Origin of the sequence: Brachybacterium paraconglomeratum (genome assembly GCF_003994255.1) — a bacterium.
Classification (GTDB): Bacteria; Actinomycetota; Actinomycetes; order Actinomycetales; family Dermabacteraceae; genus Brachybacterium; species Brachybacterium conglomeratum.
Map to the genome: position 1 here is coordinate 102393 of NZ_ML133851.1, position 26817 is coordinate 129209.

Genomic DNA, 26817 nt, shown 5'->3' on the forward strand with positions numbered 1-26817 from the left:
GACGAGGTCCCGGTGCAGGGCTGAGCCCGCACCGGGACCTCGATCCCGCAGAGAGGTGCCGAGGTCATTCCTCCCGGGATGCAGGGACGTCGTCCTCGACAGACGTGCCGAGCACGAGGCCGTCGCCGTCGGACGCGGTGGTGACCGTGACCGTCTGGCCGTCCTGCACCTGGCCGCGCAGGATGAGGCGGGCGAGGCCGTCCCCGATCTCCTTCTGGACCAGGCGCTTGAGCGGCCGCGCCCCGTACATCGGGTCGAAGCCCTCCTCGGCGAGCCAGCGCGTGGCCGCCTCGTCGACCTGCAGCTCGATGCGCCGTTCGGCCAGACGCTCCGCGACCTCCTGGATCTGCAGGGTGACGATGCTGCCGAGCTGCTCGCGGGAGAGCGCGTCGAACAGCACGATGTCGTCGAGCCGGTTGAGGAACTCGGGCTTGAAGGAGGCGCGCACCACCTGCATCACACGGTCGTGCTTCTCCTGCTCGGTCAGCGCCGCATCCTGCAGAGCATGGGCGCCGAGGTTCGAGGTGAGGATCAGGATCGTGGAGCGGAAGTCCACGGTCCGGCCCTGTCCGTCGGTGAGCCGGCCGTCGTCGAGCACCTGCAGCAGCACGTCGAACACGTCAGGGTGCGCCTTCTCGATCTCGTCCAGCAGCACCACCGAGTAGGGGCGTCGCCGCACCGCCTCGGTGAGCTGGCCGCCCTCGTCGTAGCCGACATAGCCCGGGGGCGCTCCGACCAGCCTTGCGACGGTGTGCTTCTCGGAGTACTCCGACATGTCGATGCGGATCATCGCCCGCTCGTCGTCGAAGAGGAACTCGGCCAGCGCCTTGGCCAGCTCGGTCTTGCCCACGCCCGTCGGACCCAGGAACAGGAACGAGCCGGTGGGACGGTTCGGGTCGGAGATCCCGGCCCGGGCCCGTCGCACCGCGTCGGAGACCTCGGAGACCGCACGCTGCTGCCCGATCAGTCGCCTGCCGATCAGCTGCTCCATCTGCAGCAGCTTCTCCGTCTCCCCCTGCATCAGGCGCCCGGCGGGGATGCCCGTCCAGGCGGCGACCACCTCGGCGATGTCATCGGGGCCGACATGGTCGGCGACCATCGGCCGCTCGTCCTCGCCCTCTGCGCGGCCCTCCTGCTCCTCGGCCTCGCGCAGCTGCTGCTTGAGAGAGGGAATGTCGCCGTAGAGGATCTTCGAGGCCGCGGTGAGGTCGCCCTCGCGCTGCGCTCGGTCGGCCTGCATCCGCAGCTGCTCGAGCTGCGCCTTGAGGTCGCCGACCAGGTTCAGCCCGGCCTTCTCGCGCTCCCAGCGGGCGGAGAGCTCCTGCATCGCCTCGGTGCGGTCGGCGAGCTGGGAGCGGACGGAGTCCAGGCGGGCCAGAGAACCGGGGTCGTCGCTCCCGTCGAGCGCGAGCTCCTCCATCTTCAGCCGGTCCACCTGGCGCCGCAGGATGTCCAGCTCCTCGGGGGAGGAGTCCAGCTCCATGCGCTGGCGCGAGGCGGCCTCGTCCACCAGGTCGATCGCCTTGTCCGGCAGCTGGCGCCCGGCGATGAACCGGTCGGAGAGGGAGGCCGCGGCGACCAGTGCGGAGTCGGTGATGGTGACCTTGTGGTGCGCCTCGTACTTGTCCTTCAGACCGCGCAGGATCGTCACGGTGTCCTCGACGCTCGGCTCCCCCACCAGCACCTGCTGGAAGCGGCGCTCGAGCGCGGGGTCCTTCTCGATGTTCTCGCGGTACTCGTCCAGCGTGGTCGCGCCGACCATGCGCAGCTCGCCGCGGGCGAGCATGGGCTTGAGCATGTTGCCGGCGTCCATCGAGCCGTCGCCGGAGCCGCCCGCGCCGACCACGGTGTGCAGCTCGTCGATGAAGGTGATGATCTGGCCGTTGCTGGTGCGGATCTCGTCCAGGACCGCCTTCATCCGCTCCTCGAACTCGCCGCGGTACTTGGAGCCGGCGACCATCGAGGAGAGGTCCAGGGAGATCAGGCGCTTGCCGCGCAGGGAGTCGGGCACGTCACCGGCGACGATGCGCTGGGCGAGACCCTCGACCACGGCGGTCTTGCCCACGCCGGGCTCGCCGATCAGGACGGGGTTGTTCTTCGTGCGGCGGCTGAGCACCTGCACGACGCGGCGGATCTCGGCGTCGCGTCCGATCACCGGGTCGAGGCGTCCCTCGCGGGCCTGCTCGGTGAGGTCGATGCCGAACTTCTCGAGGCTCTGGAAGGTGCCCTCGGGGTTCTGGGAGTCCATCTGATTCATGCGGTCATCTCCTGGGGTGAGTGTGCGGACGGCATCGCGGAGAGCTCGTGGGGTGGCGCCGACGCTGCTGAGCAGCCTCGAGGCCGCGTCCTTGCCGAGTGCGATGCCGATCAGCAGATGCTCGGTGGACAGGTAGGTGCGGCGGGCGGAGTCGGCCTCGTGGCGCGCCGCCTCGAGGGCGTCGTAGCCGGTGCCGACGAAGGTGGGCGAGGACTCCGCGCCCCCGCCGGAGACGCGCGGCAGGGAGTCGATCGCCTGCTCCGCGCGGCGGATCACGTCCAGGGGATCGGCGCCGACGGCCTCGAGCGCGGCGCGGGCGATCCCGTCGACCTGCCCGGCGAGCGCCCACAACAGGTGCATCGAGCTGATCTGGGGGTTGCCGAGCTCGACGGCCTTCTCCGCGGCCGCGGTCACGGCCTCCTGCGAGCGGGTGGTGAACTGGAACTCCACGGTGCTCCTTCTGCTGTGCGGGCCCTTCCGGGCGATGGTCTCGGGATGATCATCCCTGCTCGATGGGGTCAACGTCGACAGGGTTGAGTCTATTCCGCTCAACCTTGCGGGTGTCGAGCCGCGCGGGTGGCCCGTCCGTCCACAGATGGCCCGGCACCCCGGTGCGGGCCACGCCTCCCCTGTAGCATCGACCCGGAGCCGCGCACCGTCCGTCCAGGGGAACCGACGCCGACGGGGGCGTCGGCCCCCGCCCGCATCCCCGCACCTCCTCCAGAGACCGAGGCCTCCATGTCCCAGCCCCCGTACCCGCCGCAGGGCGGCCAGTACATGCCCAACGGTCGCCCGCGGCCGGGAGCGACGCAGTCCGCGCCCGGGGCCCCGTCCTTCCAGCAGCAGCCGCGCTACATCGACTACGGCAATCCCCGGGCCTACGACACCTCGGTGCGCCCGGCCTCGGGGCTGACCGCCGCGCGCTTCGCGCCGGCGCAGATCCAGCGCCCCGACCAGGCCCAGCCGCAGTCGGCCTGGTCCACCCAGACCCGACGGATGCAGGAGGTCTCGCAGAACCCCACCCAGCTGCCGACGGTGAGCATCCTGGTGTGGATCTCGCTGATCGTGCTCGGCTTCGCCCTGCTGCTGGTGCTGGGCTACTTCTTCCTCGAGTTCGTGCTCACCGCGAGCTCGAGCCCGGCCTGGTGGCCGGTGACCGCCTTCCTCGCCGGGATCTCCCTGGTGGTGATCGGCCTGGTGATGTTCCTGGCCGACCGATGGGACCCGCAGCCCTTCCCGCTGCTGCTCATCGCGGTGTTCTGGGGCGCGGCGATCGCGGCCTTCGGCAGCTACTGGATCAACTCCCTCAACAGCATGCTGGTCTACATCGTCACCGGCAGCGAGGCGGCCGTGAACTTCGCGGGCCCGGTGATCAGCGCACCGCTGGTGGAGGAGACCACCAAGGGCGCGGGCCTGCTCGTGCTGATGCTGCTGGCGCGCCGCTACTTCAACGGCCCGCTGGACGGACTGATCTACGGCTCCCTGATCGGCGGCGGATTCGCCTTCACCGAGAACATCATCTACTACACCCGGATCCTCGAGGAGGCGGGCGGCTACGGCGTGCTGTTCCTGTTCCTGATCCGCGGCGTGGGGAACATCTTCGGCCACGCGATCTACACCGCCTGCACCGGCATCATCGTCGGCTTCGTGGCCCGCAAGTGGGGCACGATCATGGGCTTCCTCGTGTTCATCCCCGCGCTGATCCCCGGCATGCTGCTGCACGCGGCGTGGAACTTCACCGCCGGCCTCGGCGGCGGCCTCGGGATGACGGTGCTCATGTACGGCGCGAAGTTCCTCCTCTCCTGCTGCTTCCTGGTGTTCATCGTCGTGCTGATCTGGGACGAGTCCCGGCTGACCCGCGTGCGCCTGGGCGACTACGCGAACCAGGGCTGGCTGACCCACGAGGAGGTCGACATGCTCGCGACCTGGAAGGGACGCCGCGAGGGCAAGCGCTGGGCCACCCAGATCGGCGCGAAGCCCGTGATGAAGAGGTTCATCCGCGAGAGCGCGGACCTCGCCTCGATCCGCCAGCGCCTCCTGGCCGACGGCGCGAACCCGAAGGTCGTCCAGATCGAGCGGAACCTCCTGCAGCGCCTGACCAGCAACCGCCAGGAGCTGCTCTCCCACGCCCGCTGAGCAGCGCCGTCACGACCAGGGCACAGCCCTCACGCCACAGGCCCCCCCCGATCACCGGGGCGGGGCCTGTGCCGTGAAGGACGACGGGTCAGCGCTCGTCCTCGCTCCAGGGGTGCTGGTCGCGGCCGCGCAGGCGCTCGAACTGGCGCCGCTCGCGCTTCGTGGGACGGCCGGTGCCCCGCTCACGGCGGGGCGGCGCCGCGGCGAGCTGCGGGACCGGCTCCGGGCTGTGGTCCTCGTAGGCCTCGCGCGCGATGGGGGCGCCGACGCGCTTGGTGAGGATCCTCGTGACGACCACGATCTTCTCCCGGCCCGGGGAGCGCACCCGAAGCTCGTCGCCGACGGAGATCCGCTGGGCGGCCTTGACCGGCTCGCCGTTGCGGCGCACATGGCCGCCGCGGCAGGCGGCCGTCGCGGCCGAGCGCGTGGGCATCAGCCGGGCGCTCCACAGCCACACGTCCAGACGCACCGACGTCGGGCCCGACGAGGCCCCGGTCCCGGAGGCCGGGCCCGCTCCCCCGTCGCTCATGCCGCGTGCGGCGTCCGCACGAGCGGCCACGGGTCGTGCGCCTCGAGCTGGGCGGCGAGGGCGAGCAGGAGCGGCTCGTCGCCGGGCCGCGTGGCGCCGAGCTGGACGCCGAAGGGCAGCTCCACGCCGTCCACCGCTTCGCGGTGCAGCGGCACCGAGAGCGCGGCGGTGCCGAGCATGTTCCAGGTGCTGGTCCACGGGGTGAAGGCGCACTGGGCGGCGAAGTCGTCGGCGCCGTCGGCGAGCTGGAGCGTCTCCGGGAACGCGGGCGGGGCCGCGAGGGACGGGGTGAGCACCGCGTCGAAGGAGGCGAAGTCCTCGAGGGTGCCGCGGGCGAGGGCCTGCACCCCGCTGAACGCGGCGGCGAGGTCGACGCCCGTGCATGCCCTGCCCTGCTCGCGCAGCCAGCGGGTCAGCTCCAGCAGCTGCACTTCCTGCACGGGCTCGAGCGGGATGCTCGCCGCGCCGACGGTCCACAGCGGCATGAAGGCGGTCCACTGCTCCGGGGTGAACGGGGCGGGGATCTCCTGCGTGCTGTGCCCGAGGTCCTCCAGCAGGCGCACGGCTCGCTCGAGGCCGGCGAGCGCGGCCGGGTGCACCTCGGTGTCCGCGGCCAGCGGCTCGCGCAGCACGCCGATGCGCAGCCCCTGCGGCGCCGCGCCCTGCTCGAGCCGTGCGAGATAGCTCCCCTCGTGGGCGGGGGCCGGCATGAAGTCGCCGGGGCGGGGCCCGGCGATCAGGTCGAGGCCCGCCGCGAGATCGCGCACCTCACGGGCGAGGACCCCGTCGGTGACCAGCCCCATCCCCTCGCCGCCGTACGGTCCGGGCGAGACGAGGCCGCGGGACGGCTTCAGCCCCACGATCCCGCAGCAGGCGGCGGGGATCCGCACCGAGCCGCCGCCGTCGGAGCCGTGGGCGATCGGCACGATGCCGCTGGCGACCGCGGCGGCGGCGCCGCCGCTGGATCCTCCGGCGGTGCGTCGCAGGTCCCAGGGGGTGCGGGCCGGCGCGCCGGTCGCGGGCTCGGTGTAGCAGGGCATCCCGAACTCGGGGGTCGTGGTCTTGCCGACGGTGAGGGTGCCGCCGTCGAGCAGACGCTGCGCGACCCCGTCGGTGCGCGTGGCCATGTTCCCGCGCAGCGCCGCGCTGCCGGCCTCGAAGGGGGCGCCGGCGAGCTGGGTGAGGTCCTTGATCGGCATCGGCACCCCGAGCAGGGGGTGGCTGCGGGAGAGCTCCTCGAGGGCGCCGTCGGTGCGGGCCGCCTCCAGGTGCTCCCCCGCCTCGCGGGCCTGGGCGAGGGTGAGCTCCTCGAGGACGTGGGCGAAGGCCCCGACCTCGGCGCCGACGGTGCGGGCGCCGTCGAGCGCCGCCTCGGCGAGGGTGACGGGGTCGATCTCGCCGGAGCGCAGGGCCGCGGCGGTGGAGAGGGCGCCGAGCGGCGCATCCGTCGGCCCGGAGGCGCCCCGAGGCGCTCCCGCTCCCCCGTCGGCCCCCTGGACCGCGCCCGCCGGGTCTTCGGGCTGCGGAGTCGCGGCGGTCACCGCCTGACCCCGTCCTGGGCGCCCTGCTCGAGACCGGCCCGCACGTGGTCGAGGATCCCGTCGACGGCCTCGCTGATCTGCTCCCAGGTGAGCTCGAAGTCGCTCTCGTCGCCGTACCAGGGATCGCGGATGCCGGTGTCCGCCACGGGCTCGGGGGCGAAGTCGCGGACCATGCGCAGCGTCTCGGCGGCCCGGTCGGCGCCGAGCACCGAACGGATCGGGTCGACGTGGTCGTGGTCCAGGGCGAGCACGAGATCCGCGCTCCTCAGCTCCTCGGGATCCATCCGTCGGGCCCGGTGGCCGGAGGGGTCGATCCCGTGCTCGCGCAGCAGCGCCCCGGCGCGCGGATCGATCGGGTTGCCGCTCTCCCAGCCGGTGGTGCCGGCGGAGGCGATCTCCACCTCCCCGGCGAGGCCCTCCGCCTCGACGGCCTCGCACAGCGCGTACTCGGCCATGGGCGAGCGGCAGATGTTGCCGGTGCAGACGGTGAGGATGCGGTAGGTCAACGTCACTCCTGTCAGGTGGTCGAAGGGGTCGTCCCGGGGTCCTCCAGCAGATCCGCGTACTCGGGATGACGCTCGATGAAGCCGCGGACGAACCAGCAGGTGGGGCGGACCTTCAACCCTCGGGCGCGAGTGTCCTCGAGGGCGAAGCGGACGATCGCCGAGCCGATCCCGCGCCCCGAGCGATCCGGGGCGACGACGGTCGAGCGCAGGTCGCGCACCTCGTCCTCGTCCTCGAAGGCGAGGACGGCCACGACGGTCTCGCCCTCGAGGGCGGCGAAGCGGTCGCGATCGTCGTCGTGGACCAGGCGCACCGCGCCCTGGTCGGCGGAGGTCTCATCCATGCCGGTCACGGTACACTGCCGCTCATGCCCTCGCCCCTGATCTGGCACATCACCGAGTCGGCCGCCTGGGAGGCGGCGGTCCCGGAGGGCGTCTACACCCGCGCGACCCGCGGCAGGGACCTCGCCGAGGAGGGCTTCCTCCACGCCTCCTGGCCCGAGCAGGTCTCGAAGGTCGCCAAGCGCATCTACCCCGACCGCCCCTCGGACCTCGTGATCCTCGAGATCGACGTGGGCCGGGTCGAGGCGGCCGGCATCGCCGTGGACATCGAGGCCGACGTCGACGGGAAGGGCCGCGGCTACCCGCACATCATGGGGCCGCTCCCGGTCAGCGCGGTGGTGCGCCTGCGGCGCACCAAGTGGATCGGCCGGGAGTTCGTGGTCGTCGCCTGACCCGGCCCGTGCCCGCCCCGGCGCCTGCCCCGACGCGCGCCCTGCCCGCGCAGGACTGCCCCGCCCGCTCCGTGCGGGCGTACCATCGGGCATGGCCAGATCACGTCGCTCCGCGAAGTATCTCGACATCCATCCGGAGGATCCGCAGCCCCGCCTGATCGAGCAGGCGGTCGCCGCGCTCGAGGAGGGCGGCCTGATCGCCTATCCGACGGACTCCTGCTACGCGCTGGGCTGCCGTCTCGGGGACGCGGACGGCCTCGAGCGGATCCGTCGCATCCGCCAGGTCGGCAAGGACCACCACTTCACGCTCGTCTGCGCGGACTTCGCCCAGCTGGGGCAGTACGTGCTGGTCTCCAACCCGACCTTCCGCCTGGTCAAGAACGCGACCCCGGGGCCGTACACCTTCATCCTCCCCGCGACCCGGGAGGTGCCGCGCAAGATGGCCCATCCCAAGAAGCACACCGTCGGGGTGCGGATCCCCGATCACCGGGTGGCCCATGCGCTGGTCGAGGCGCTCGGCGAGCCGATCCTGTCCTCGACGCTGCTGCTGCCCTGGCAGGAGGACCCGCCCTCGGAGGGCTGGGTGGTGCAGGATCTGCTGGGCGAGCAGGTCGACGTGATCATCGACTCCGGCGAGGTGGGGATCGAGCCGACCACCGTCGTGGACCTCACCGGGTCCGAGCCCGTGATCGCCCGTGAGGGCGCGGGGAACGTCGACCGGATCTGATCGGCGAGCTCCCGCCCCGTCCGTCCGACCCCGCACCGGCCCCTCCTCGCGGCTCCCCGCCGCCTCGCCGCGCCCCGACCCCGGGATCGTCAGCCCTGCGCCGCGGTCCGGCGGGTGGAGAGGACCCCGGAGAACGCGAGGATCCCCAGCGCGTAGATCGGCACCAGCCACAGCGCGTAGCGCAGCGTCAGCGCGTCCGCGAGCGCGCCGACGAGCGGCGGGGTGAGGAAGAAGCCGAGCCGCGCGAACCAGCCCACCACCGTGATGCCGACGCCGGAGGGCACGCCCGGGAGGTTGTCGGCCGTGCGGAAGGCCGCCGGGAACAGGGTGGCGATCCCCCAGCCCGCCGCCGCGAAGCCGAGCAGCGCAGTCGCCGGGCTGGGCAGCAGCAGGGCGATGCTCATCCCGACCAGGGCGATGAGGGCGCCGACGCGGGCGGTGACGCGGTCGCCGAGCCTGTCCACGATCGCGTCGCCGGTGAAGCGGCCGATCGTCTGGGCGCCCTGGAGAGCGACGAAGGCCATGCCGGCCAGGAACGGGGTCGCCTCGAAGGTGGAGCGCATGAACAGCGCGCCCCAGGTGTTTCCGGCGTCCTCGGTCGACCCCGCGAACACGAGCACCATGCCCAGCGCCGCCACGAGCCCCAGCGAGCGCAGGCCCATCCCCGCGATGCGCCGCCCCGCGGGCGCGACCGGCGGCACCTCTGCGGCGGAGGCGGCCGACGGACCCGCCGGGGAGTCGCTCGACGCCCCACCGGCGCCGTCCGTCGCGGCGGCCGGCGCGCGCTCGGTCGAGTCGTCGCCCGGGAGCAGGAACCGGTAGGAGCCGAGCACGAGCGCGCCGAAGACGATCAGGCCCGCCACGCCCTGCGCCCACAGCGGCAGTCCGACCTGTGCGGCGGCCGCGCCGAGCAGCCCGCCGAGGACCGCGCCGAGCGACCACCAGCCGTGGTAGCTGTTCATGATGGAGCGCCGGTAGCGGCGCTCGACCCGCATGCCGTGCGCGTTCATGGAGATGTCGGTGAGCGCGTCGGCGGCCTGGGCCAGCAGCAGCGCGGCCGTCAGCCACAGCCAGGAGCCGGAGACGTAGATCGCCAGGTGAGAGGTCGAGGCGAGCAGCTGGAAGGCCACGGAGGTGCGGGCCGAGCCGAAGCGGGACATGAGCCGGGCGGCGAACAGCCCCGCGAGCAGTCCGCCGAGCGGCCCCAGCCCGACCGCGAGGCCGAAGGCGGTGTTGCTCAGCCCGATCGACTCCACCAGCTCGGGATACCGCGGCAGGATCGCGCAGAAGGAGGCACCGTTGAGGAAGAAGATCAGCGAGACCGCCCGGCGCGCGAGCATCGCGTCACGCGGCACGGCGGGGCGGAGGGCGTCGTCGGCCGACGGGGAGTGAGCGTTCACGATGCACCATTGTCCGTCACGACGGGGGCCGCGTCACGTCGGGTCCTCGCAGGGGGTCTCCCGGGCGGTCGGGCCGGGCAGGAGCGTCCCCGGACACGACCGTGCCCGGCCGCCGCGAGGGCTGCCGGGCACGGTGGAGAATGAGGAGCGGGGGCTCAGGTGAGGAAGCGCGGCACCAGGTCGAAGGTGACGAACAGCGCCACCAGGCACATGGCCAGGCCCGCGATGAAGGTCGCGGCGGTGAACAGCGCCATCACGTAGAGGCCGGCGACGAACAGGCCGAACAGCACGAGGAACAGCACCGCCGACAGGACGACGTTGTTGCCCTTCGAGGTCATGTTCTCGTTCTCATGCACTCGCGCGCGGCTCGTGTCCGCGACGTGCTCGTTGCTCATGCTGCCTTCTTTCCTGACTCTGCCGGTCCGCGACCGGCGGTGCGGCGTCCACGGCGCCCGTCATCAGGCGCGGGCGACCAGGACCATCCTAGACCAGTGCGCGGCTGCTCGCGGCCACGTCCCGGTGCCGGATCGCGGTGAGCAGGCTCTCGAACACTGCGGCGCCGGCCTCGCCGTCGATCTCGGGATGCCACTGCACCCCGATCACGCCGGTGCCCGAGGCGGCCTCGACCGCGAGCGGGAGGCCGCTCGCGTGCCGGGCGACGATGCGCAGGTCGCCGCGGACCTCGCGCACGCCCTGGTGGTGGAAGGCGGTGACCCGGGCCGAGGTGCCGAGGGCGAGGGCGAGGTCACTGGCCGCGTCGATCTCGACGTCGACCGCAGTGGGGGCGAGCCCGGTGGTCGGGTGGGCGGGGACGTCCTCGGGCAGGTGGCGGTGCAGCCGGCCGCCCTCGGCGATCGTGATGATCTGCAGGCCGCGGCAGATCCCGAGCACGGGCACGCCGACCTCTCGGGCGGTGCGGTAGAGCGCGGTCTCGAAGGCGTCGCGGGCGGGGTCCGGGGTCATGTCGGTCCCGAGCGCGTCCTCGCCCCAGGCCGCAGGGTCGAGGTCGGTGCCGCCGGTGAGGACGAGGCCGTCGAGCTCGGCGAGCTCCTCCTCGGTCCAGGGGTCCTGCGGGGAGAGGATCACGGGCCGGGCGCCGGCCTCGCGCAGTGCGCGGACGTAGTGCTCGTTGACGACGACCGCGTCGTGACCCTCCCAGGCGCCGGACATCATGGTGCGGGTCCCCGCGGTCACGCCGATGAGCGGGCGACGAGTGCGCTGCGCCATGATGTTGTCCTTTCCGCAGTGGAGCCGGGTCACGTGCCGCCGATCGGCGACAGGACTCAGTCCACCCCGCGGCAGCCCCTCCCCGCGAGCTGTGTGGCGGAATGTGACGGCGGCTCAGCGAGCGGGCACTCCGGCGTGCTCCTCGATCGCCCGGCGGTAGTAGCCGCGCAGCTGCTCGCTGAGCACCGGCCAGGTGCGCTTGCGCACGGACTCCAGCGCCGCCGTGCCGAAGGCCTCGCGCTTCGCGTCGTCGAAGAGCAGGTCCGCGGCGCGGTCGCGGAGCTCGTCGAGCATCCCCGGGGTGTACAGCCAGCCGGTGCGGCTCGGGGTGACCAGATCCACCGGTCCTCCGCGGCGCGGTGCGATGACGGGCAGGCCGGAGGCCATGGCCTCCTGGATCGTCTGCCCGAAGGTCTCGAGCTCGCCGGGGTGGACGAAGAGGTCGGCGCTGGCGAGGTGCGCGGCGAGGTCCGTGCCGGAGCGGAATCCGGCGAAGCGCGCCCGGGGCATGTCGCGACGCAGGGCGTCCCGCTCAGGGCCGTCGCCGACGATCAGCAGGCGCACCCCGGGCATGTCGTGCAGCACGCGCAGATCGGCGACCTGCTTCTCGGGGGCGAGCCGGCCCACGTAGACCACGAGCTTCTCCTCCGGCTCGGCGTAGCGGGCCCGGAGCTTCGCGCTGCGCAGCGAGGGGGAGAACAGCGAGGTGTCCACGCCGCGCCGCCACAGGTGGACCCGCTCGATCCCGTGCTCGAGCATCTGGTCGCGGGTCGCGGTGGACGGGGCGAGGTTGAGGATGGCGCGGTTGTGCACGTCGCGCAGCAGCTGCCAGGAGGCGTTCTCGAGGAAGGGCATGCCGTAGCGGGCCGTGTAGCCGGGGATGTCGGTCTGGTACACGGCGACCGTCGGCACCCCGGCCTTCTGCGCCGCGACCACGGCGCGGCCGCCGAGGATCATCGGCGAGGCGAGGTGGATGACGTCGGGCGCGAACTCGTCGATGCGACGGCGCAGGGTGGCGGCGCTGGTGGTGGCGATGCGCACCTCGGTGTAGCCCGGCATGGGGGCGGAGGCGATGCGGCGCACCCGGACCCTGCGTCCGCAGGAGGTGCGCAGGTGCTTGTCGGCCCCGGGCCACTTCGGGGCGATGATCCCGAGATCATCGCCCGAGGCGGCGAAGTGGTCGACGACGCGGAGCACCGAGTTGGTGACCCCGTTCATGTGCGGCAGGAACGATTCGGCGACGACGAGGATCCTCACGCCCCCGATGTTCCGCCGCCCGGGTCTCCGCGGCGCCACGGGGGCGTGACGTGTCGTCGACCAGGCGGTGAACTCTCGCCCCCGCCCGAGGGCCCGGACGCGGGGTCCCGACCGGCTCCGATCAGGACCCCGCGGGGCTCAGCGGCGCGCCGGCCTCACAGCCGGGAGGAGGCGAGGGCCGCGCCCTCCACGAGCGAGGCGAGCTTCGCCCAGGCGATCTGCGGGTGGATGCGCCCGCCGAGTCCGCAGTCGGTCGAGCCGATCACGCGCTCGGGGCCGACGATCCGCGCGAAGCGCTCCAGTCGCTGGGCGACCAGCTCGGGGTGTTCGACGACGTTGGTGGCGTGGGAGACGATGCCGGGGACGATCACCTTGTCCTCCGGCAGCTGGAGGTCCTGCCACACGGTCCACTCGTGCTCGTGGCGCACGTTGGCGGCCTCGAAGGAGTAGTACTTCGCGTCGATCTCGAGCAGCAGCGGCGCGATGTGGCGGAACTCGATGTCGGTGGTGTGCGGGCCGTGCCAGGAGCCCCAGCACAGGTGGAAGCGGGTCTGCTCGGTCGGCACGTTCACCAGCGCCCGGTTGACGGCGTCGACGCGCTTGCGGGTGAACTCGACGTAGTCGGCGACGGAGGGCTCGGGGTTGATCTGGTCCCAGTTCTCGGCGATCGACGGGTCGTCGATCTGCACGGTAAGACCCGCGGCGGCGATCGCCTCGTACTCGGGGCGCATCACCTCGACCCAGGCGTCGAGGAAGGCGTCCTCGTCGCCATAGTGGTCGTCGTTGATGCGGGAGCCGGAGCCCGGGGACAGCGCGGCGAGGTAGCCGTTCGCGAAGCCGGCGGAGTCGAGCGCGGCGCGGAAGTTCGCCACGTCCTGCGCGACCAGCTCGCGACCGGTGTCGGAGTAGGCGATCGCGGAGGTCGCGGCGGGGAAGGTGGGCTGGGAGCCGACGGTGACGCCCGAGGTCGGGTCCTGGTACGCCTCCGCGAAGAGCGTCCAGTCCCGGCGATCGGGGAAGGTGGTCAGGCGCACGTTCCCGGGGGTGGAGCGCACCGGCTCGGAGGAGAAATGGTCGCTGCCCGTGATCTCCAGGCCGCTGACCCGGTCGAAGATGTAGGACCACCAGGAGCCGTAGTTCACGGCCGAGCCCATCAGGTGCCCGTACTCGCCGTCGTTGGGGATCGAGATCCCGATCTCGCGCTGCTTCGCGACGACGTCGAGGACGGCCTGGCGCAGCACCTCGCGGAACTCGTCGGTGGGGGCGGGGGTCAGTCCGTCCTCGCCGACGGGGCGGGCGGCGTTGGCGGCGATGAGCTCCGGGCTGCGGGGCAGGGAGCCGGCGTGGCTGGTGAGGATCTCGGTCATGGGCCGAGCCTAGGAGCAGGGGCGGCCCGGACACGAGCCGGGCCGTCACAGCAGTTCACGAACACGCCCGCCCGGGCCGCGGGAGCGGTCCGGGCGGGCGAGGGGCGGGATCGGCCGAGGTCAGTCCAGCGGCCAGGTGGGCACCAGGTTGCGGTCGCCCCAGGCCTGGTCGATGCGACGCACCGGCGGCCAGTACTTCGACTGGATCCGCATCTGGGCGCTGTCGTGGACGGAGTCGTCCTCGGGCGCGGTCCAGGAGCCGGGGTAGACGGCGATCTCGCGGGAGTAGGGGTGGGTCCACTCCCCCGTCGCGATCGACGAGGCCGTGTGCGGCGCGTTCACCAGCGGGTTGTCCTCGGCGGGCCAGGTGCCGGCGAGCACCTCGTCGGCCTCCTTCGCGATCATCAGCATCGCCTCGACGAAGCGGTCGATCTCGGCGAGGTCCTCGGACTCGGTGGGCTCGACCATGAGCGTCCCCGCGACGGGGAAGGACATGGTCGGGGCGTGGAAGCCGTAGTCGATGAGGCGCTTGGCGACGTCGTCGACGGTGATCCCGGTGCGCTCGGTGAAGGGGCGCAGGTCCACGATGCACTCGTGGGCGACCAGCCCGTTCTCGCCGGTGTACAGGATCTCGTAGGACTCGGAGAGGCGGCGGGCCATGTAGTTCGCCGCGAGCACCGCCGAGGCGGTGGCGTGGCGCAGCCCGTCCGGCCCCATCAGGCGGATGTAGGTCCAGGTGATCGGCAGGATCGACGGCGAGCCGTAGGGCGCCTGCGAGACGGGCGCGCCGCCGTGGACCTGCTCCCCCGCCCCGGCGACCGGGTGCGACTCGCGCTGGATCTCGGGGTGACCGGGCAGGAACGGCGCCAGGTGCGCCTTCGCCGCGACCGGGCCGACGCCCGGGCCGCCGCCGCCGTGCGGGATGCAGAAGGTCTTGTGGAGGTTCAGGTGGGAGACGTCGCCGCCGAACTCGCCGGGACGCGCCACCTGCAGCAGCGCGTTGAGGTTCGCGCCGTCGACGTAGACCTGGCCGCCCGCGTCGTGCACCAGCTCGCACACGGTGCGCACCTCCTCCTCGTACACGCCGTGCGTGGAGGGGTAGGTGATCATGATGGCGGCGAGCTCGTCGCCGTGGTCCTTGATCTTCTGCCCCAGATCGTCGAGGTCGATGTTGCCCTTCGCATCCGAGGCGACGACCACGACGCGCAGGCCCGCGTTCACGGCGCTGGCGGCGTTGGTGCCATGGGCAGAGCTCGGCACGAGGCACACGTCGCGGGAGGACTCGCCGCGGGAGGCGTGATACGCGCGGATCGCCAGCAGGCCCGCGAACTCGCCCTGCGAGCCGGCGTTGGGCTGCAGGGAGACCGTGTCGTAGCCGGTCAGGTCCGTCAGCCAGGTCTCGAGCTGGGTGATGAGGTCGAGATAGCCCGTCACGTCCTCGGTCGGCGCGAAGGGATGGATCCCGTTGAACTCGGCCCAGGTGATGCCGGCCATCTCGGTGGCGGCGTTGAGCTTCATCGTGCACGAGCCCAGCGGGATCATGCCCCGGTCCAGCGCGAAGTCCCGGTCGGAGAGGCGGCGCAGGTAGCGCATCATCGCGGTCTCGGAGCGGAAGGAGGAGAACACCGGGTGGCGCAGGAAGGGGTCCTCGCGCACCAGGCCGTCCCAGCCGGCGCCGGAGCCGACCTCGGCGAGCTCCTGGCCGGGGGTCGGGGCGTGCGGGGCGAAGGCCGCGGCGATCGCCTGCAGGTCCGCGGCGGTGATCGTCTCGTCCAGCGACAGGTGGACCACGTCGTCGCCGAGCACGCGGACCAGGAACCCAGCCTCGCGCAGGGAGGCGGCGATGTCGGTGGCGGTGCCGGTGGCCCGCACCTCGAGGGTGTCGAAGAAGGACTCCGCGACCAGCTCGAAGCCGCTGCGGCGCAGGAGGTCGGCGAGGGAGGCGGTGCGGTCGGCGACCGTGCGACCGATCCGGGTCAGGCCCTCCGGGCCGTGGTAGACGGCGTACATCGCGGCCATCACGGCCAGCAGCACCTGCGCGGTGGTGATGGAGCTGGTGGCCTTGTCGCGGCGGATGTGCTGCTCGCGGGTCTGCAGGGAGAGGCGGTAGGCGGGGTGGCCGTCGGCGTCGCGGGAGACGCCAACCAGGCGGCCGGGCAGCTGCCGCTCGAGGCCCTTGCGCACGGCGACGAAGCCGGCGTGCGGGCCGCCGAAGCCGAGCGGGATGCCGAAGCGCTGGGTGGTGCCGACGGTGACGTCGGCGCCGAGCGAGCCCGGGGAGGCGAGCATGGTCAGGGAGAGCAGGTCCGCGGCGACGATCGCGACGGCCTTGGTGGACCTGACCTCGGCGATGACGTCGCGCGGGTCCCAGATGCGGCCGGAGGCGCCGGGGTACTGGATCAGGGCGCCGAAGTAGTCGCCCTCGGGGGCGCCGTCCGTGCGGAAGTCGACCTCGCGCAGCTCGATGCCGAGCCCGTCGGCGCGGCCCTGCAGCACCGCCTTGGTGGCCGGCAGCGCGTCGGCGTCGACGAGGAAGACGTTCCCGTTGCGCTTCGCGGTGCGGCGGGCGAGCATCAGCGCCTCCGCCGCGGAGGTCGCCTCGTCGAGGGTGGAGGCATTGGAGACGTCCATCCCGGTGAGGTCGCAGACCATGGTCTGGAAGGTCAGCAGCGCCTCGAGACGGCCCTGCGAGATCTCGGGCTGGTACGGCGTGTAGGCGGTGTACCAGGCGGGGTTCTCCAGCACGTTGCGCTGGATGACGGCGGGGGTGTGGGTGCCGTGGTAGCCGAGGCCGATCAGGGAGCGGTGCACGATGTTGCGGTCCGCGAGGGCGCGGAGCTCCTCGAGCGCGGCGGGCTCGGTGATCCCGTCGGGGACGGAGGTCGCGTCGAGCGCCTCCTCGTCCAGCAGGATCGTGGAGGGCACCGCGGCCCGCAGCATCTCGTCCAGGGACTCGTAGCCCAGGACCTCGAGCATGTGGCGCTGGGCGCCGGGGTCGGTGCCGACGTGGCGGCGGACGAAGGAGTCGTGATCGAGCGCAGGCGTTGCGGTCATGAAGGCGTGTCCCTGAGGTTCTACGTGGAGGTGCGGGGTCGTGGCCTGGGCGCGGGGCGGCCCGGCACCGGGCCGCCCCTGCATGCTCAGGACTGGGTGAGGGCCTTGTACTCCTCAGCGCTCAGCAGGTCGTCGGGCAGCGCCTCGAAGCTGGCCTTGATCAGCCATCCCTCCTCGAAGGGCGAGGAGTTCACGAGCTCGGGCTCGTCGACGACGGCCTGGTTGGTCTCGGAGACGGTGCCGCTGATCGGCGAGAAGAGATCGGAGACGGACTTGGTCGACTCGATCTCGCCCATCTCGGTGCCGGAGGTGATCTCGGAGCCGGCCTCGGGCAGGTCGACGTAGACGACGTCGCCGAGCTGCTCGGCGGCGAAGTCGGTCACGCCGATCACGGCGACGCCGTCGGACTCGACGCGGACCCACTCGTGGTCCTTGCTGTAGAGGAGTTCTGCGGACATTTCTCTGGTCCTTCCTGGGGACGGTCGGGGAACTCGGAGCCGCTCAGCCGCGGCGGTAGAAGGGCGTCTCGACGACGCGGACCGGCAGGTCCTTGCCGCGCACGTCGACCACCAGCTCGGTGCCGACCTCTCGGTGGGAGGGGTCGATGTAGGCCAGCGCGATGGGATGGCCGAGGGACGGCGAGAGCACGCCGGAGGTGACGGCGCCGATCTCGTTCCCCTCCCCGTCGCGGACGGCGGAGCCGGCCCGGGCGGCCCGGCGGCCCTCGGCCGCGAGGCCCACCAGGACGGGCAGTCCCTCGGTCTGCGCCGCCTCGGTAGCCTCCCGGCCGACGAAGTCGCCCTTGGAGGAGAGCGCGACGATGCGGCCCATGCCCGCCTGGGCGGGCAGCAGGTCCCGGCTCAGCTCGTTGCCGTACAGCGGCATGCCGGCCTCGAGGCGGAGGGTGTCGCGGCAGGCGAGGCCGCAGGGCACGATCCGATCCCCGCCGACGGCGGTGAGGGCCTTCCAGAGCTCCTCGGCGGAGTCGTCGCCGACGTACAGCTCGAAGCCGTCCTCGCCGGTGTAGCCGGTGCGGGCCACGAGCAGGTCGTCGCCGCGCCAGGTGCCCTCGGCGAAGCGGTAGTACTTCATCGAGGTGATGTCCTCGGCGGTGACGCCCTCGACGCCGGAGTCCTCGGCGGCCAGGAGGTCCAGCAGGATCTGCTCGCTGGCGGGGCCCTGCACCGCGATCAGGGAGGTGCGGTCCGAGGCATCGTCGACCTCGACGTCGAAGTCCTTGGCGCGGGCGCGGATCTCCTCGGCGTCGACGACGGCGTTGGAGGCGTTGGCGACGACGAGGAAGTGGTCCTCGGCGAGGCGGTAGACGATCACGTCGTCGATCACCCCGCCCTGCTCGGTCAGGAGCAGGGTGTACTTCGCCCGGCCGACGGCCACGGCGGAGAGCTTGCCGGCCATGGCATGGTCGAGAGCCTCGCCCGCCTGCGGCCCGCGCAGGTGGATCTCGCCCATGTGGCTGAGGTCGAAGAGGCCGGCGCTCTCGCGCACCGACCTGTGCTCGGCGAGGTCCGAGTCGTAGCGGACCGGCATCCGCCAGCCCGCGAAGTCCGTGAACGTCGCTCCGAGCGACTCGTGCACCGCCTCCAGTGCCGTGCTGCGAAGGTCCTGGTCGACCATGGTGCTCCTACTCGTCCGGGGACTGCGTGAATGTCCGTCCTGACCGACTCGCGAGGCCCGGTGCGGGACCGGGCACCGACACTCGGCGGCACACCGATGTGCCGCAGGCTCACCATACCGAACCCGGACACGCCTCACGGTCCTCGTCGCACCCCGTTGCCACGGTGACGCGGGATCCCGGCGGGCGCGACGGGCCCTGGTGCTTGTACCGTGGTGGTCGTGACGAAGGAAGGCACCGCCGAGTGGCCCGTCCGGATCCGCAGTCCCCGACTCGTGATCCGGCCGCCGGGCGACGCCGACCGCACTGCGCTGATCCGGCTGATGACCGACCCGGTCACCCGCGAGTACCTCGGCGGCGCGGTGGACTACGCCTCCCGCCAGGCGCTCGAGCTCTCCCCGCTGGGCATCACCTGGGGGCGCTGGGTGCTCGCCCTGGCCGAGGACGACACGATGATCGGCTCGATCACGCTGGACTACGACCGCGGGGAGCTGGAGCTGTCCTACGCGCTGCTGCCCGAATGGACCGGTCTGGGCTACGCCGCGGAGTCCTGCATCGCGCTGCTGGACTGGGCGCGCCGCGAGCTCGAGGACGAGGTCGTCATCGCGATCAGCCAGACCCGCAACAAGCGCAGCGTGGCCCTGCTTCGCAAGCTGGGGTTCACGGTGCGCAAGGGGCTCGAGGAGTTCGGCACCCAGCAGCTGCTGCTGGAGCGCTCGCTGCGCGAGCCGCTGCCCGCCCAGGAGGCGCCCCTGCAGACCGCGGAGGACCCGCCGCCCCCGACGCGCCGCTGAGGGCACCGCGCTCAGCCGCGTCGACGCTCAGGTGCGTCGGCGATCAGCCGCGTGCGACGGGGCAGCTCATGCAGCGCGGACCTCCCCGACCGCGCCCCAGCTCGTCGCCCGCGAACTCGAGCACCTCCACACCCCGGGCGCGCAGATAGTCGTTGGTCGCCGCGGCCCGCTCGTAGGCGATGACCCTCCCCGGTGCGAGGGCGAGCACGTTGCACCCGTCGTCCCACTGCTCGCGCGCGGCGGCGTAGGCGTCCAGCGGCGGGGTGAGCACCCGCAGGGAGGGGACCCCGAGCCCGCGGGCGAGCACGGCGTCCATCTCGTCGGCCGGTCGCGCCCGGGAGACCAGCCGGTCGCCGAGCCGCTCGATCTCGAAGGTCTCCAGCGCCGGCAGGGGCCCGAAGCGGAGCATCGACTCCTCGTCGACGACGGTCGTGACGGTGTCCAGGTGCATCATCGCGCGGCGGTGGGGCAGCGCGATCGCGATCACCCGGTCCACCGCGTCGTCGGCGAGGAGGGCGGCGGCGAGGCGCTCGACGCCGACGGCGCTGGTGCGCTCCGACATCCCGATCGCGACCGTGCGCGGGGACAGCATCATCACGTCGCCGCCCTCGACGCTCGCCGCCCCGGCGCCGTCGCGGCCGAGCAGGCGGCGCGGACCGCCGGGCCCGGCGAAGCGCGGATGGTGGCGGTAGACCATCTCCAGGTGGAGGCTCTCCCGCCGCCGGGCCGAGCGTCGCATGGCGCCGACCGAGACCACGTCGCCGATCCAAACGGAGGTGTCGCGGGTGAACAGGTGGTTGGGCAGCGGGTCGAGCACGAGGTGCTCCTCCCCCACCCGCTGCAGCGCGATCGAGCGCGGCTCCGCCCCGAGCGACCTCAGCTCGCCGACGGTGATCCCGCCGATCAGCACGTCCGCGAGCGCCTCGGCCTCGAGGTCGGCGAGCCCTCCGCGCAGGTCCTGGACGGCGATGTCGCCGAGCACGGCGGGGTCGAGGGCGCGGGCGAGCAGGTGCTCCCGCAGCCCCGCGTCGCGCACGATGTCGACGAGCAGGTCCCGCAGCTGGAGGACCTCGACCCCCTGGTCGCCCAGGAGGCGGGTGAACTCGTCGTGCTGCGCCTCGGCGCGGTCCCGCCACAGCACCTCGTCGAAGAGCAGCTCCTCGCGGGTGTCCGGGGTGAGCCGCTCGAGCTCGCGGCCGGGCCGGTGGACGAGGACGGTGCGCAGCGGCGAGATCTCGTCGTGCACCCCGTGGGCGCCCGCGGCGGGGGCCGCCTCCGGGGTCGGGGCCGTGCCGGTGCTGCTCATGCTGCGCTCTCCTCGCGGGTCGACGTCCTCGTCGTGCCGGACGCTAGCAGAGCATCCGGGCGGGAGGATCGATACGCTGGGAGCACCCGTCACCGTCATCCAGGAGGATCCGTGTCCGAGCTGTCCATCCCCACCACCGCCCTCGCCGACGGCACCGTCTTCCCGCTGATCGGCTTCGGCACCTCCGGTATGAAGGGCACGGGCGGCGCCGACGCGGTCGCGGCGGCGCTGCGCGCCGGCTACCGGCTCGTCGACACCGCCGCCCAGTACGGCAACGAGGCCGCCGTCGGCCAGGGCCTGCGCGACAGCGGCCTGGACCCCGACGAGGCGCTGATCACCACCAAGATCGCCGGCGGCGACCAGGGCCGGGAGGAGGCCCGCGAGGGCCTGCTCGGCTCGCTGCGCCGCCTGGGCCTGCCCCGCGTGGCCCTGACCCTCATCCACTGGCCGAACCCGTCGCGGGGCCTCGCCCTGGACACCTGGCGCACCCTCGTCGAGCTGAAGGAGGAGGGCCTGACCCAGCACATCGGCGTCTCGAACTTCCGCCCCGAGCAGCTGCAGCAGCTGATCGACGAGACCGGCGTCGCGCCCGAGGTGAACCAGATCCAGCTCTCCCCCGCCCTGCAGCGGCGGGAAGCCGTCGCCTTCCATCGCGAGCACGGCATCGTCACCCAGGCCTGGGGCCCGCTCGGCGGCCGCGAGGGCCTCGGCGAGCAGTTCGCGCTGCGCCGCGTCGCCGAGAAGCACGGCGTGAGCACCTCGCAGATCTCGCTGCGCTGGGCCGTGGACCAGGACATCGTCGTGATCCCGAAGTCGCAGGACCCGACCCGCCAGCGCACCAACGCGACGCTCGAGGGGATCTCCCTGGACGACGAGGACCGTGCGCTGCTGGCCTCCCTCGACCTCGGGGAGGACGCCGCCTGGGACTCCCGCGAGCACGAGGAGTGGTGAGCACGGCCGCTCCCTTCGTCCCGGGACCGGAGCACCGTGAGGTCGTCTTCCTCACGGGCTCCGGGCTCAGCGCCCGCACGGGACTGGGCACCTTCCGCGGCCCGGAGGGCCTGTGGGCCCTCGAGCCGGAGACCGAGCAGGCGATGCACGCCTCCCTGCTGCCGACCTCGCTGCCGCAGCTGTGGGCCGTGTGGGGGCGGATGGCCTCGATCGCGCTCGCGCACGGCCCCACTCCGGGGCACCGGGCGATCGCCCGCCTCGGTGCGCCGGTGATCACCCAGAACGTCGACGGGCTGCACCAGGCCGCGGGCAGCGAGGTCGTCGCCGAGCTCCACGGCAGCGCCCTGCACGCGGTGTGCCTGGGGCGGCGCTGCGACTGGCGGGCGGTGCTCGCGCCGGGCGAGGGATCCTCCCCCGAAGGCCACGGCGTGCCCGGTCACTGCCCGCGCTGCGGGGAGCCGACCCGCCCGGACGTTGTCCTCTTCGACGAGCAGCTGCCCTCCGCGGAGCTCGAGCTCGCCATGCGCCTCGCGCAGCGTGCGGATCTCTTCGTCGTCGTCGGCACCAGCGGTGTCGTCTTCCCCGCGGCGCAGCTCGCGCCGCTGGCCCGGGAGCACGGGGCGACGACGGTGCTGGTCGACATCGCTCCGCCGCACGGCTCCTCCGAGCTGTTCGACCACGTCCTGGCCGAGGACGCGCATGAGGTGCTGCCCGCCTGGGAGCGGCGCGTCCACCGCGTCGGCGGGACCTCGTTCCTCGATCCCTTCGGCGCCTGAGCGCAGCGGTCCCGGCAGGCGCGCGCGACCCGCGAGGCCAGGGGCCCCGCGGGTCGTCGTCTCCGGATCAGATCCAGATCGCCGGGTCGGTGTGCTCCTCGGGATGCGCCGCACCGACGCGGACCGTCGCCGGGATGCCGACGGCGGTCGCCCGGGCCGGGACGTCCTTGACGACCACGGCGTTGGCCCCGACCTGGGCGCCCTCGCCGAGCGTGATCGGGCCGAGCACCCGGGCACCGGCCCCGATCACCACGCCGTCGCCGACCGTGGGATGGCGCTTGACCCGCTCCATCGACCGGCCGCCGAGGGTCACCCCGTGGTAGAGCATCACGTCGTCGCCCACCTCGGCGGTCTCGCCGATCACGACGCCCATGCCGTGGTCGATGAAGAAGCGCCGGCCGATCGTGGCGCCGGGATGGATCTCGATGCCGGTCACCGAGCGCGCGCCCTGGGCGAGGACGAGGGCGGGCAGCTTCGCCCCGCGCGCCCAGAGCCGATGCGCCACGCGGTGGGTCCAGATCGCGTGCAGCCCCGGGGAGGTCAGCAGGATCGCGAGGTCGTCGGTCGCCGCAGGGTCGCGGCGGTGCGCCGCCGCGAGGTCCTCCCGGACGCTCGCGACGACGCCCATCACCCGGTCCAGGGCGGCCATGGCGTCCTTCCTCAGTCCGCGTACTGCGCGAACAGCGGCGTGGAGAGGTAGCGCTCGCCGAAGGAGGGCACGATCACCACGATGGTCTTCCCGGCGAACTCCTCGCGGGCGCCGACGCGGGCGGCGGCCTCGATCGCGGCGCCGGAGGAGATGCCCACCAGCAGGCCCTCGCCGCGTGCCACGGAGCGGGCCCGCTCCATCGCGGTCTCGGCGTCGATGTCGAGCACCTCGTCGTAGACCTCGCGGTCCAGGATCGAGGGCACGAAGTTCGCGCCGATGCCCTGGATCTTGTGGGGGCCGGGCTGGCCGCCGTTGAGGATCGCGGACTCCTCGGGCTCGACGGCGAAGACCTTCACCTCGCCCTTGCGCTCCTTGAGCACCTGGCCGATGCCGGAGATGGTGCCGCCGGTGCCGATGCCGGCGACGACCGCGTCGACCTCGCCCTCGGTGTCCGCCCAGATCTCCTCGGCGGTGGTGCGGCGGTGGATGTCGAGGTTCGCGGGGTTGTCGAACTGCTTGACCTGCACCGCGCCGGTCTCCGCCGCGATCTCCTCGGCCTTCTCGACCGCGCCCTTCATGCCCTTGGCGGCCTCGGTGAGGACCAGCTCGGCGCCGTAGGCGCGCAGCAGCATCCGCCGCTCCTTGGACATCGACTCGGGCATGGTCAGGACGACCTTGTAGCCGCGGGAGCCGCCGATCATGGCCAGCGCGATGCCGGTGTTGCCGGAGGTCGCCTCGACGATGGTCCCGCCGGGCTTCAGCTCGCCGGACTGCTCCGCGGCGTCGATCATGGCCACGCCGATGCGGTCCTTGACGGAGTTGGCGGGGTTGTAGAACTCGAGCTTGGCCAGGACGGTCGCGCGGACGTCGTCGCCCAGGCGGTTGAGCTTCACCAGCGGGGTGCGGCCGACAAGATCGGAGACGTTCTCGTAGACGGGCATGCGGTACCTCCTCGTCGGGCCCCGCACGGTGCGGGGCCAAGGGTTTCTTGTGTCGATCATAACGGGGCGAGGCGTGAAGGGTCCGGGAGTTCGACGGGCGACCCACGGGACGCCGACGAGAGCGGCTGACGGGAGCGGCCGCGGAGACTCCCGGGGGTTCTTCCGGGGGTCGACGGGAGGAGGGGCGCGACACCAACGGAAGCCGTCCCCCTTCCCGCCGGCCGAGCCGTTACGGTCGCCTCATGTCCACGTCGCGTCCGTACTCCGCCGCTCTCGACGCACCCCGCACCCGCCGTCCCTCGAGGGCCGTCCTGCTGCTGCTCGGGCTCCTGGCCGTCCTCCTGCCGGCGGCGCTCGCCCCCGCGCCCGCGCGCGCCGAGCCGCCGGCCTCCGTCGAGGTCACCGACACCACCCGCTCCGTGGACCCGGAGATCCTCGAGCACCGCCTCGCGGAGATCGACTTCCGCACCGAGGTGCGCCTGGTCGTGCTCATCCTGGACGTCACCGAGCACGACCTGGACCCGGCGGACGACAGGGCGCTGAACGACGCGGTGCTCGACCACGCCCGCAGCTCCGACCCCTCGCTGCTCTCCGCCGACGGGTCGCACTGGGCCGACGGGACGGTGATCCTCGCCCTGGACCCCGAGAACCGGTTCCTCGGCAGCTACGGCGGGGAGGACGTGAAGCTCACCGAGGAGCAGTTCGCCGACGTCCAGGACGCCATGCGCGACCCTGCCCGGGACGGGGACTGGGACCGGTCGGTCGAGGCCGGCGCCGAGGAGTACGCCGCGCTGCTGCTGCGCCCCTGGTGGCAGCATCCCGCCGTCCTGATCGTCGCCGGCGCCGTGCTCGTCCTCGCCGGCGGCTGGGTGCTGATCGTGCTGGGGCAGCGGCGCGGTGCCCGGGAGAGGGCGGATCGCACGCGCATCCGCCATGACGACGTGCTCGCCCGCCGCGCCCTCACCGATGCGGCAGGGCGCACCCTGCCCGACTCCTCCCCGTATGCGCAAGCCGTCGTGCGGGATCACGAGCGGTACACGGAGACCTTCGCCGAGGCGGAGCAGCTGCGGGAGCAGGTGCCCACGGCCGAGGAGCGCTCCCGCTCCTGGGGGCTGCGCGGCCGGGACCGGGACCTGGTGCGCCGCTGGGAGGACGAGGTCGAGGCACTCGATGCGGCCGACGACCGGATCCTCGCCGCCGCGGACCTGCTGCACCGCATGGGCGGCTGGCGCGGCAGCTGGGAGCTGGAGCTGCTGCCCCTGCGCGACTCCCTGAAGAGCCTCGGGACGGTGCGCGGAGAGCGCGGGGCGATGTCCGGGACGGAGCAGGTGCTCGCCGACCGACTGCTGGACCTGGGCGAGCACACCGAGCAGGAGATGACCGCCCTGACGGCGCGGCTGGAGGCCGACGGGATCGACCCCGACTCCGCCCTCGAGGAGCTCGACACCCTCACCCGGGAGCTCTCCGCCGCGGTCGCGGCCCTGACCCGGGCGCGGATCGACGCCCAGGCGGAGGACGACGAGGAGCGAGCCCTGCTGCAGGAGGAGGCGGAGGGCCGCGGACGACGCTACCGCTCGCTGCGCGCCCTGCGTGCGGAGCTCGAGGGGCGCGACGGGAGGAGCCCCGTCGCGGGCGAAGGCTCCGAGGACTTCTGGCGGCTGAGCCCCGTGGCCTGGTACTCCTCCTGGCACGGCTCCTCGGGCCAGGCGCTGTCGGAGCACCGGAATCCCACGACCTCGAGCTCGTCGACCTCGAGCGTCTCCGGCTTTTCCCCGAGCAGCGGCGGCGGGTTCTCCGGCGCGGGCAGCTCGAGCCGCTTCTGAGCCGGCACCGGGCGCGCCCGCCCTGGCGCGGGCCGCGGACGAGGACGGGCCCGTGACCTGCCTGCGCAGGTCACAGGCCCGTCCCTGGGCAGGAGCGGTCAGTAGACCATCCCCATGAACTCGCGCACGCGCTGGAGGGTCTCGTCGGCCTCGGCGTTCGCGCGCTCGTTGCCGGTGCGCAGCACCTGCATCAGGTAACCGGGATCCTGCTCGAGCTCGGCGCGGCGGGCGCGCAGCGGGGCGAGGTGGGCGTTCAGGGCCTCCGCGGTGAAGATCTTCAGGGTGCCCGCGCCGCGGTCGCCGATCTCCTCGGCGATGTCCTCGGGGGTGCGGCCGGTGGACTGCGCGGCGATCGTGAGCAGGTTCGCGACCTCGGGGCGATCCTCGGGGTCGTAGGTGATCTGCCGGTCGGCGTCGGTCTTGGCCTTCTTGATCTTCTTGAGCGTCTCGGCCTCGTCCATCCGCAGCATGACGGTGTTGCCCAGAGACTTGCTCATCTTGTTCTCGCCGTCCAGCCCCAGGATCGTCGGCGACTCGGAGAGCAGCGCATCGGGCTCGGGGAAGTACTCCTCCCCGCCCGCGTAGCGCTCGTTGAAGCGCCGGGCGATGACGCGGGTCTGCTCGATGTGGGGCAGCTGGTCCTTGCCGACGGGCACGAGGTTGCCGTGGCAGAAGAGGATGTCTGCGGCCTGGTGCACGGGATAGGTGAGCATGAGCCCGCCCATCGCGGACTTCCCGGCGGCGGCCAGCTCGGCCTTGACGGTGGGGTTCCGCTCCAGCTCCGGCTGGGTGACCAGCGAGAGGAAGGGCAGCATGAGCTGGTTCAGGGCGGGCACCGCCGAGTGGGTGAAGATCGTGGCGCGCTCGGGGTCGATGCCGACGGCGAGGTAGTCGGTGAGCAGCTCGCGCACCGAGCCCTGGATGTCGCCGAGGATCTCGCGGTCGGTGATCACCTGGTAGTCGGCGACGATCACCCAGGTCTCCACGCCGGCCTGCTGCAGGCGGACGCGGTTGCGCAGGGAGCCGAAGTAGTGGCCGATGTGCAGGGCGCCGGTGGGCCGGTCACCGGTGAGCATGCGCAGGCCGCTGGGGTCGCTCTCGATCTTCTGCCAGATCGCGTCGCTGCGCCGCTGGGCGGCGTCATAGCTGGAGGGGGCGATTTCGGGGGTCACATCGGCGACGGTATCGGTCATGCCCACCATGCTATCGGCG

General features: G+C 72.8%; 24 protein-coding genes. 7 read left to right on the forward strand and 17 right to left on the reverse strand.

All coding sequences use genetic code 11. The features are described from left to right. Nucleotides 1–64: 64 nt before the first annotated feature. Nucleotides 65–2707: an ATP-dependent chaperone ClpB gene (gene clpB / locus DS079_RS00485; RefSeq protein ID WP_126984375.1), complete on the reverse strand. Its 2643-nt coding sequence runs from the start codon at nt 2705–2707 to the stop codon at nt 65–67. Between the two features lie 288 nt (nt 2708–2995). Here clpB and DS079_RS00490 point away from each other — a divergent pair, with 288 nt between their 5' ends. After that, complete coding sequence (locus tag DS079_RS00490) at nt 2996–4393, forward strand: PrsW family intramembrane metalloprotease (protein ID WP_126984376.1); 1398 nt, start codon at nt 2996–2998, stop codon at nt 4391–4393. Between the two features lie 88 nt (nt 4394–4481). Here the strand turns inward: DS079_RS00490 and DS079_RS00495 are convergent, their stop codons facing one another. The 4 genes from DS079_RS00495 to DS079_RS00510 are packed head-to-tail and all read right to left on the reverse strand — an operon-like array spanning nt 4482 to nt 7310. Continuing rightward, complete coding sequence (locus DS079_RS00495; RefSeq protein WP_126985047.1) at nt 4482–4922, reverse strand: RNA-binding S4 domain-containing protein; 441 nt, start codon at nt 4920–4922, stop codon at nt 4482–4484. Continuing rightward, nucleotides 4919–6463: an amidase gene (locus DS079_RS00500; RefSeq protein ID WP_241237500.1), complete on the reverse strand. Its 1545-nt coding sequence runs from the start codon at nt 6461–6463 to the stop codon at nt 4919–4921. The genes DS079_RS00495 and DS079_RS00500 overlap by 4 nt, the downstream gene beginning before the upstream one ends. Beyond that, a complete protein-coding gene (locus tag DS079_RS00505; protein WP_126984377.1) occupies nt 6460–6969 on the reverse strand; it encodes a low molecular weight protein-tyrosine-phosphatase in 510 nt (169 codons plus the stop codon). The genes DS079_RS00500 and DS079_RS00505 overlap by 4 nt, the downstream gene beginning before the upstream one ends. A gap of 11 nt (nt 6970–6980) precedes the next feature. Beyond that, the gene (locus tag DS079_RS00510; protein WP_053918891.1) at nt 6981–7310 is read right to left on the reverse strand and encodes a GNAT family N-acetyltransferase; all 330 of its coding nucleotides are present in this window, start codon (nt 7308–7310) and stop codon (nt 6981–6983) included. A gap of 24 nt (nt 7311–7334) precedes the next feature. Between DS079_RS00510 and DS079_RS00515 the strand changes: the two genes are divergently transcribed. Continuing rightward, nucleotides 7335–7700 (forward strand): DUF952 domain-containing protein, encoded by a 366-nt coding sequence (locus DS079_RS00515; protein ID WP_010551005.1) that lies wholly within the window; start codon nt 7335–7337, stop codon nt 7698–7700. 91 nt (nt 7701–7791) lie between these two features. After that, nucleotides 7792–8427 carry an L-threonylcarbamoyladenylate synthase gene (locus tag DS079_RS00520; protein WP_126984378.1) on the forward strand — a complete coding sequence of 212 codons (636 nt, stop codon included), beginning with the start codon at nt 7792–7794 and terminating at the stop codon, nt 8425–8427. An 89-nt stretch (nt 8428–8516) separates the two neighbouring features. On the opposite strand, the gene DS079_RS00525 is transcribed toward DS079_RS00520, so the two are convergent. From DS079_RS00525 to gcvT, 8 genes are all read right to left on the reverse strand, one after another. Continuing rightward, on the reverse strand, nt 8517–9827 hold the full coding sequence (locus tag DS079_RS00525; protein WP_126984379.1) for an MFS transporter: 1311 nt from the start codon (nt 9825–9827) through the stop codon (nt 8517–8519). A 155-nt stretch (nt 9828–9982) separates the two neighbouring features. Beyond that, nucleotides 9983–10222, reverse strand: coding sequence for a hypothetical protein (locus DS079_RS00530; protein WP_126984380.1), 240 nt, complete (start codon nt 10220–10222; stop codon nt 9983–9985). Between the two features lie 88 nt (nt 10223–10310). After that, entirely contained in the window at nt 10311–11054 is a 744-nt protein-coding gene (locus DS079_RS00535; RefSeq protein ID WP_126984381.1) for a gamma-glutamyl-gamma-aminobutyrate hydrolase family protein, read from the reverse strand. 114 nt (nt 11055–11168) lie between these two features. Next, entirely contained in the window at nt 11169–12311 is a 1143-nt protein-coding gene (locus DS079_RS00540; protein ID WP_126984382.1) for a glycosyltransferase family 4 protein, read from the reverse strand. A 155-nt stretch (nt 12312–12466) separates the two neighbouring features. After that, a complete protein-coding gene (locus tag DS079_RS00545; RefSeq protein ID WP_126984383.1) occupies nt 12467–13678 on the reverse strand; it encodes a cobalamin-independent methionine synthase II family protein in 1212 nt (403 codons plus the stop codon). A gap of 120 nt (nt 13679–13798) precedes the next feature. Then, nucleotides 13799–16732, reverse strand: a complete 2934-nt coding sequence (gcvP, locus tag DS079_RS00550) for an aminomethyl-transferring glycine dehydrogenase (protein ID WP_126984384.1) — start codon at nt 16730–16732, stop codon at nt 13799–13801. Between the two features lie 86 nt (nt 16733–16818). After that, complete coding sequence (gene gcvH / locus DS079_RS00555) at nt 16819–17190, reverse strand: glycine cleavage system protein GcvH (protein WP_126984385.1); 372 nt, start codon at nt 17188–17190, stop codon at nt 16819–16821. 43 nt (nt 17191–17233) lie between these two features. Beyond that, nucleotides 17234–18367 (reverse strand): glycine cleavage system aminomethyltransferase GcvT, encoded by a 1134-nt coding sequence (gene gcvT, locus DS079_RS00560; RefSeq protein WP_126984386.1) that lies wholly within the window; start codon nt 18365–18367, stop codon nt 17234–17236. A 219-nt stretch (nt 18368–18586) separates the two neighbouring features. Between gcvT and DS079_RS00565 the strand changes: the two genes are divergently transcribed. Further along, a complete protein-coding gene (locus DS079_RS00565) occupies nt 18587–19159 on the forward strand; it encodes a GNAT family N-acetyltransferase (protein ID WP_241237501.1) in 573 nt (190 codons plus the stop codon). Between the two features lie 43 nt (nt 19160–19202). Here DS079_RS00565 and DS079_RS00570 read toward each other — a convergent pair whose 3' ends face one another. Continuing rightward, entirely contained in the window at nt 19203–20465 is a 1263-nt protein-coding gene (locus DS079_RS00570; protein WP_126984387.1) for an arginine deiminase, read from the reverse strand. Between the two features lie 111 nt (nt 20466–20576). Here DS079_RS00570 and DS079_RS00575 point away from each other — a divergent pair, with 111 nt between their 5' ends. Continuing rightward, nucleotides 20577–21416, forward strand: coding sequence for an aldo/keto reductase (locus tag DS079_RS00575; RefSeq protein WP_126984388.1), 840 nt, complete (start codon nt 20577–20579; stop codon nt 21414–21416). Beyond that, the gene (locus tag DS079_RS00580; protein ID WP_126984389.1) at nt 21413–22192 is read left to right on the forward strand and encodes an SIR2 family NAD-dependent protein deacylase; all 780 of its coding nucleotides are present in this window, start codon (nt 21413–21415) and stop codon (nt 22190–22192) included. Before DS079_RS00575 ends, DS079_RS00580 begins: the two co-directional genes overlap by 4 nt. Nucleotides 22193–22259: 67 nt before the next feature. On the opposite strand, the gene cysE is transcribed toward DS079_RS00580, so the two are convergent. Together cysE and cysK are read right to left on the reverse strand one after the other, a co-directional pair. Next, nucleotides 22260–22841, reverse strand: a complete 582-nt coding sequence (gene cysE / locus DS079_RS00585) for a serine O-acetyltransferase (RefSeq protein ID WP_126984390.1) — start codon at nt 22839–22841, stop codon at nt 22260–22262. Nucleotides 22842–22852: 11 nt separating this feature from the next. Next, nucleotides 22853–23782, reverse strand: a complete 930-nt coding sequence (cysK, locus tag DS079_RS00590) for a cysteine synthase A (protein WP_062949573.1) — start codon at nt 23780–23782, stop codon at nt 22853–22855. A gap of 242 nt (nt 23783–24024) precedes the next feature. On the opposite strand from cysK, the gene DS079_RS00595 reads away from it, so the two are divergent. Then, entirely contained in the window at nt 24025–25605 is a 1581-nt protein-coding gene (locus DS079_RS00595) for a DUF5129 domain-containing protein (RefSeq protein WP_126984391.1), read from the forward strand. Between the two features lie 98 nt (nt 25606–25703). Here DS079_RS00595 and trpS read toward each other — a convergent pair whose 3' ends face one another. Next, nucleotides 25704–26798: a tryptophan--tRNA ligase gene (gene trpS, locus DS079_RS00600; protein ID WP_126984392.1), complete on the reverse strand. Its 1095-nt coding sequence runs from the start codon at nt 26796–26798 to the stop codon at nt 25704–25706. Between the last annotated feature and the right edge of the window lie 19 nt (nt 26799–26817).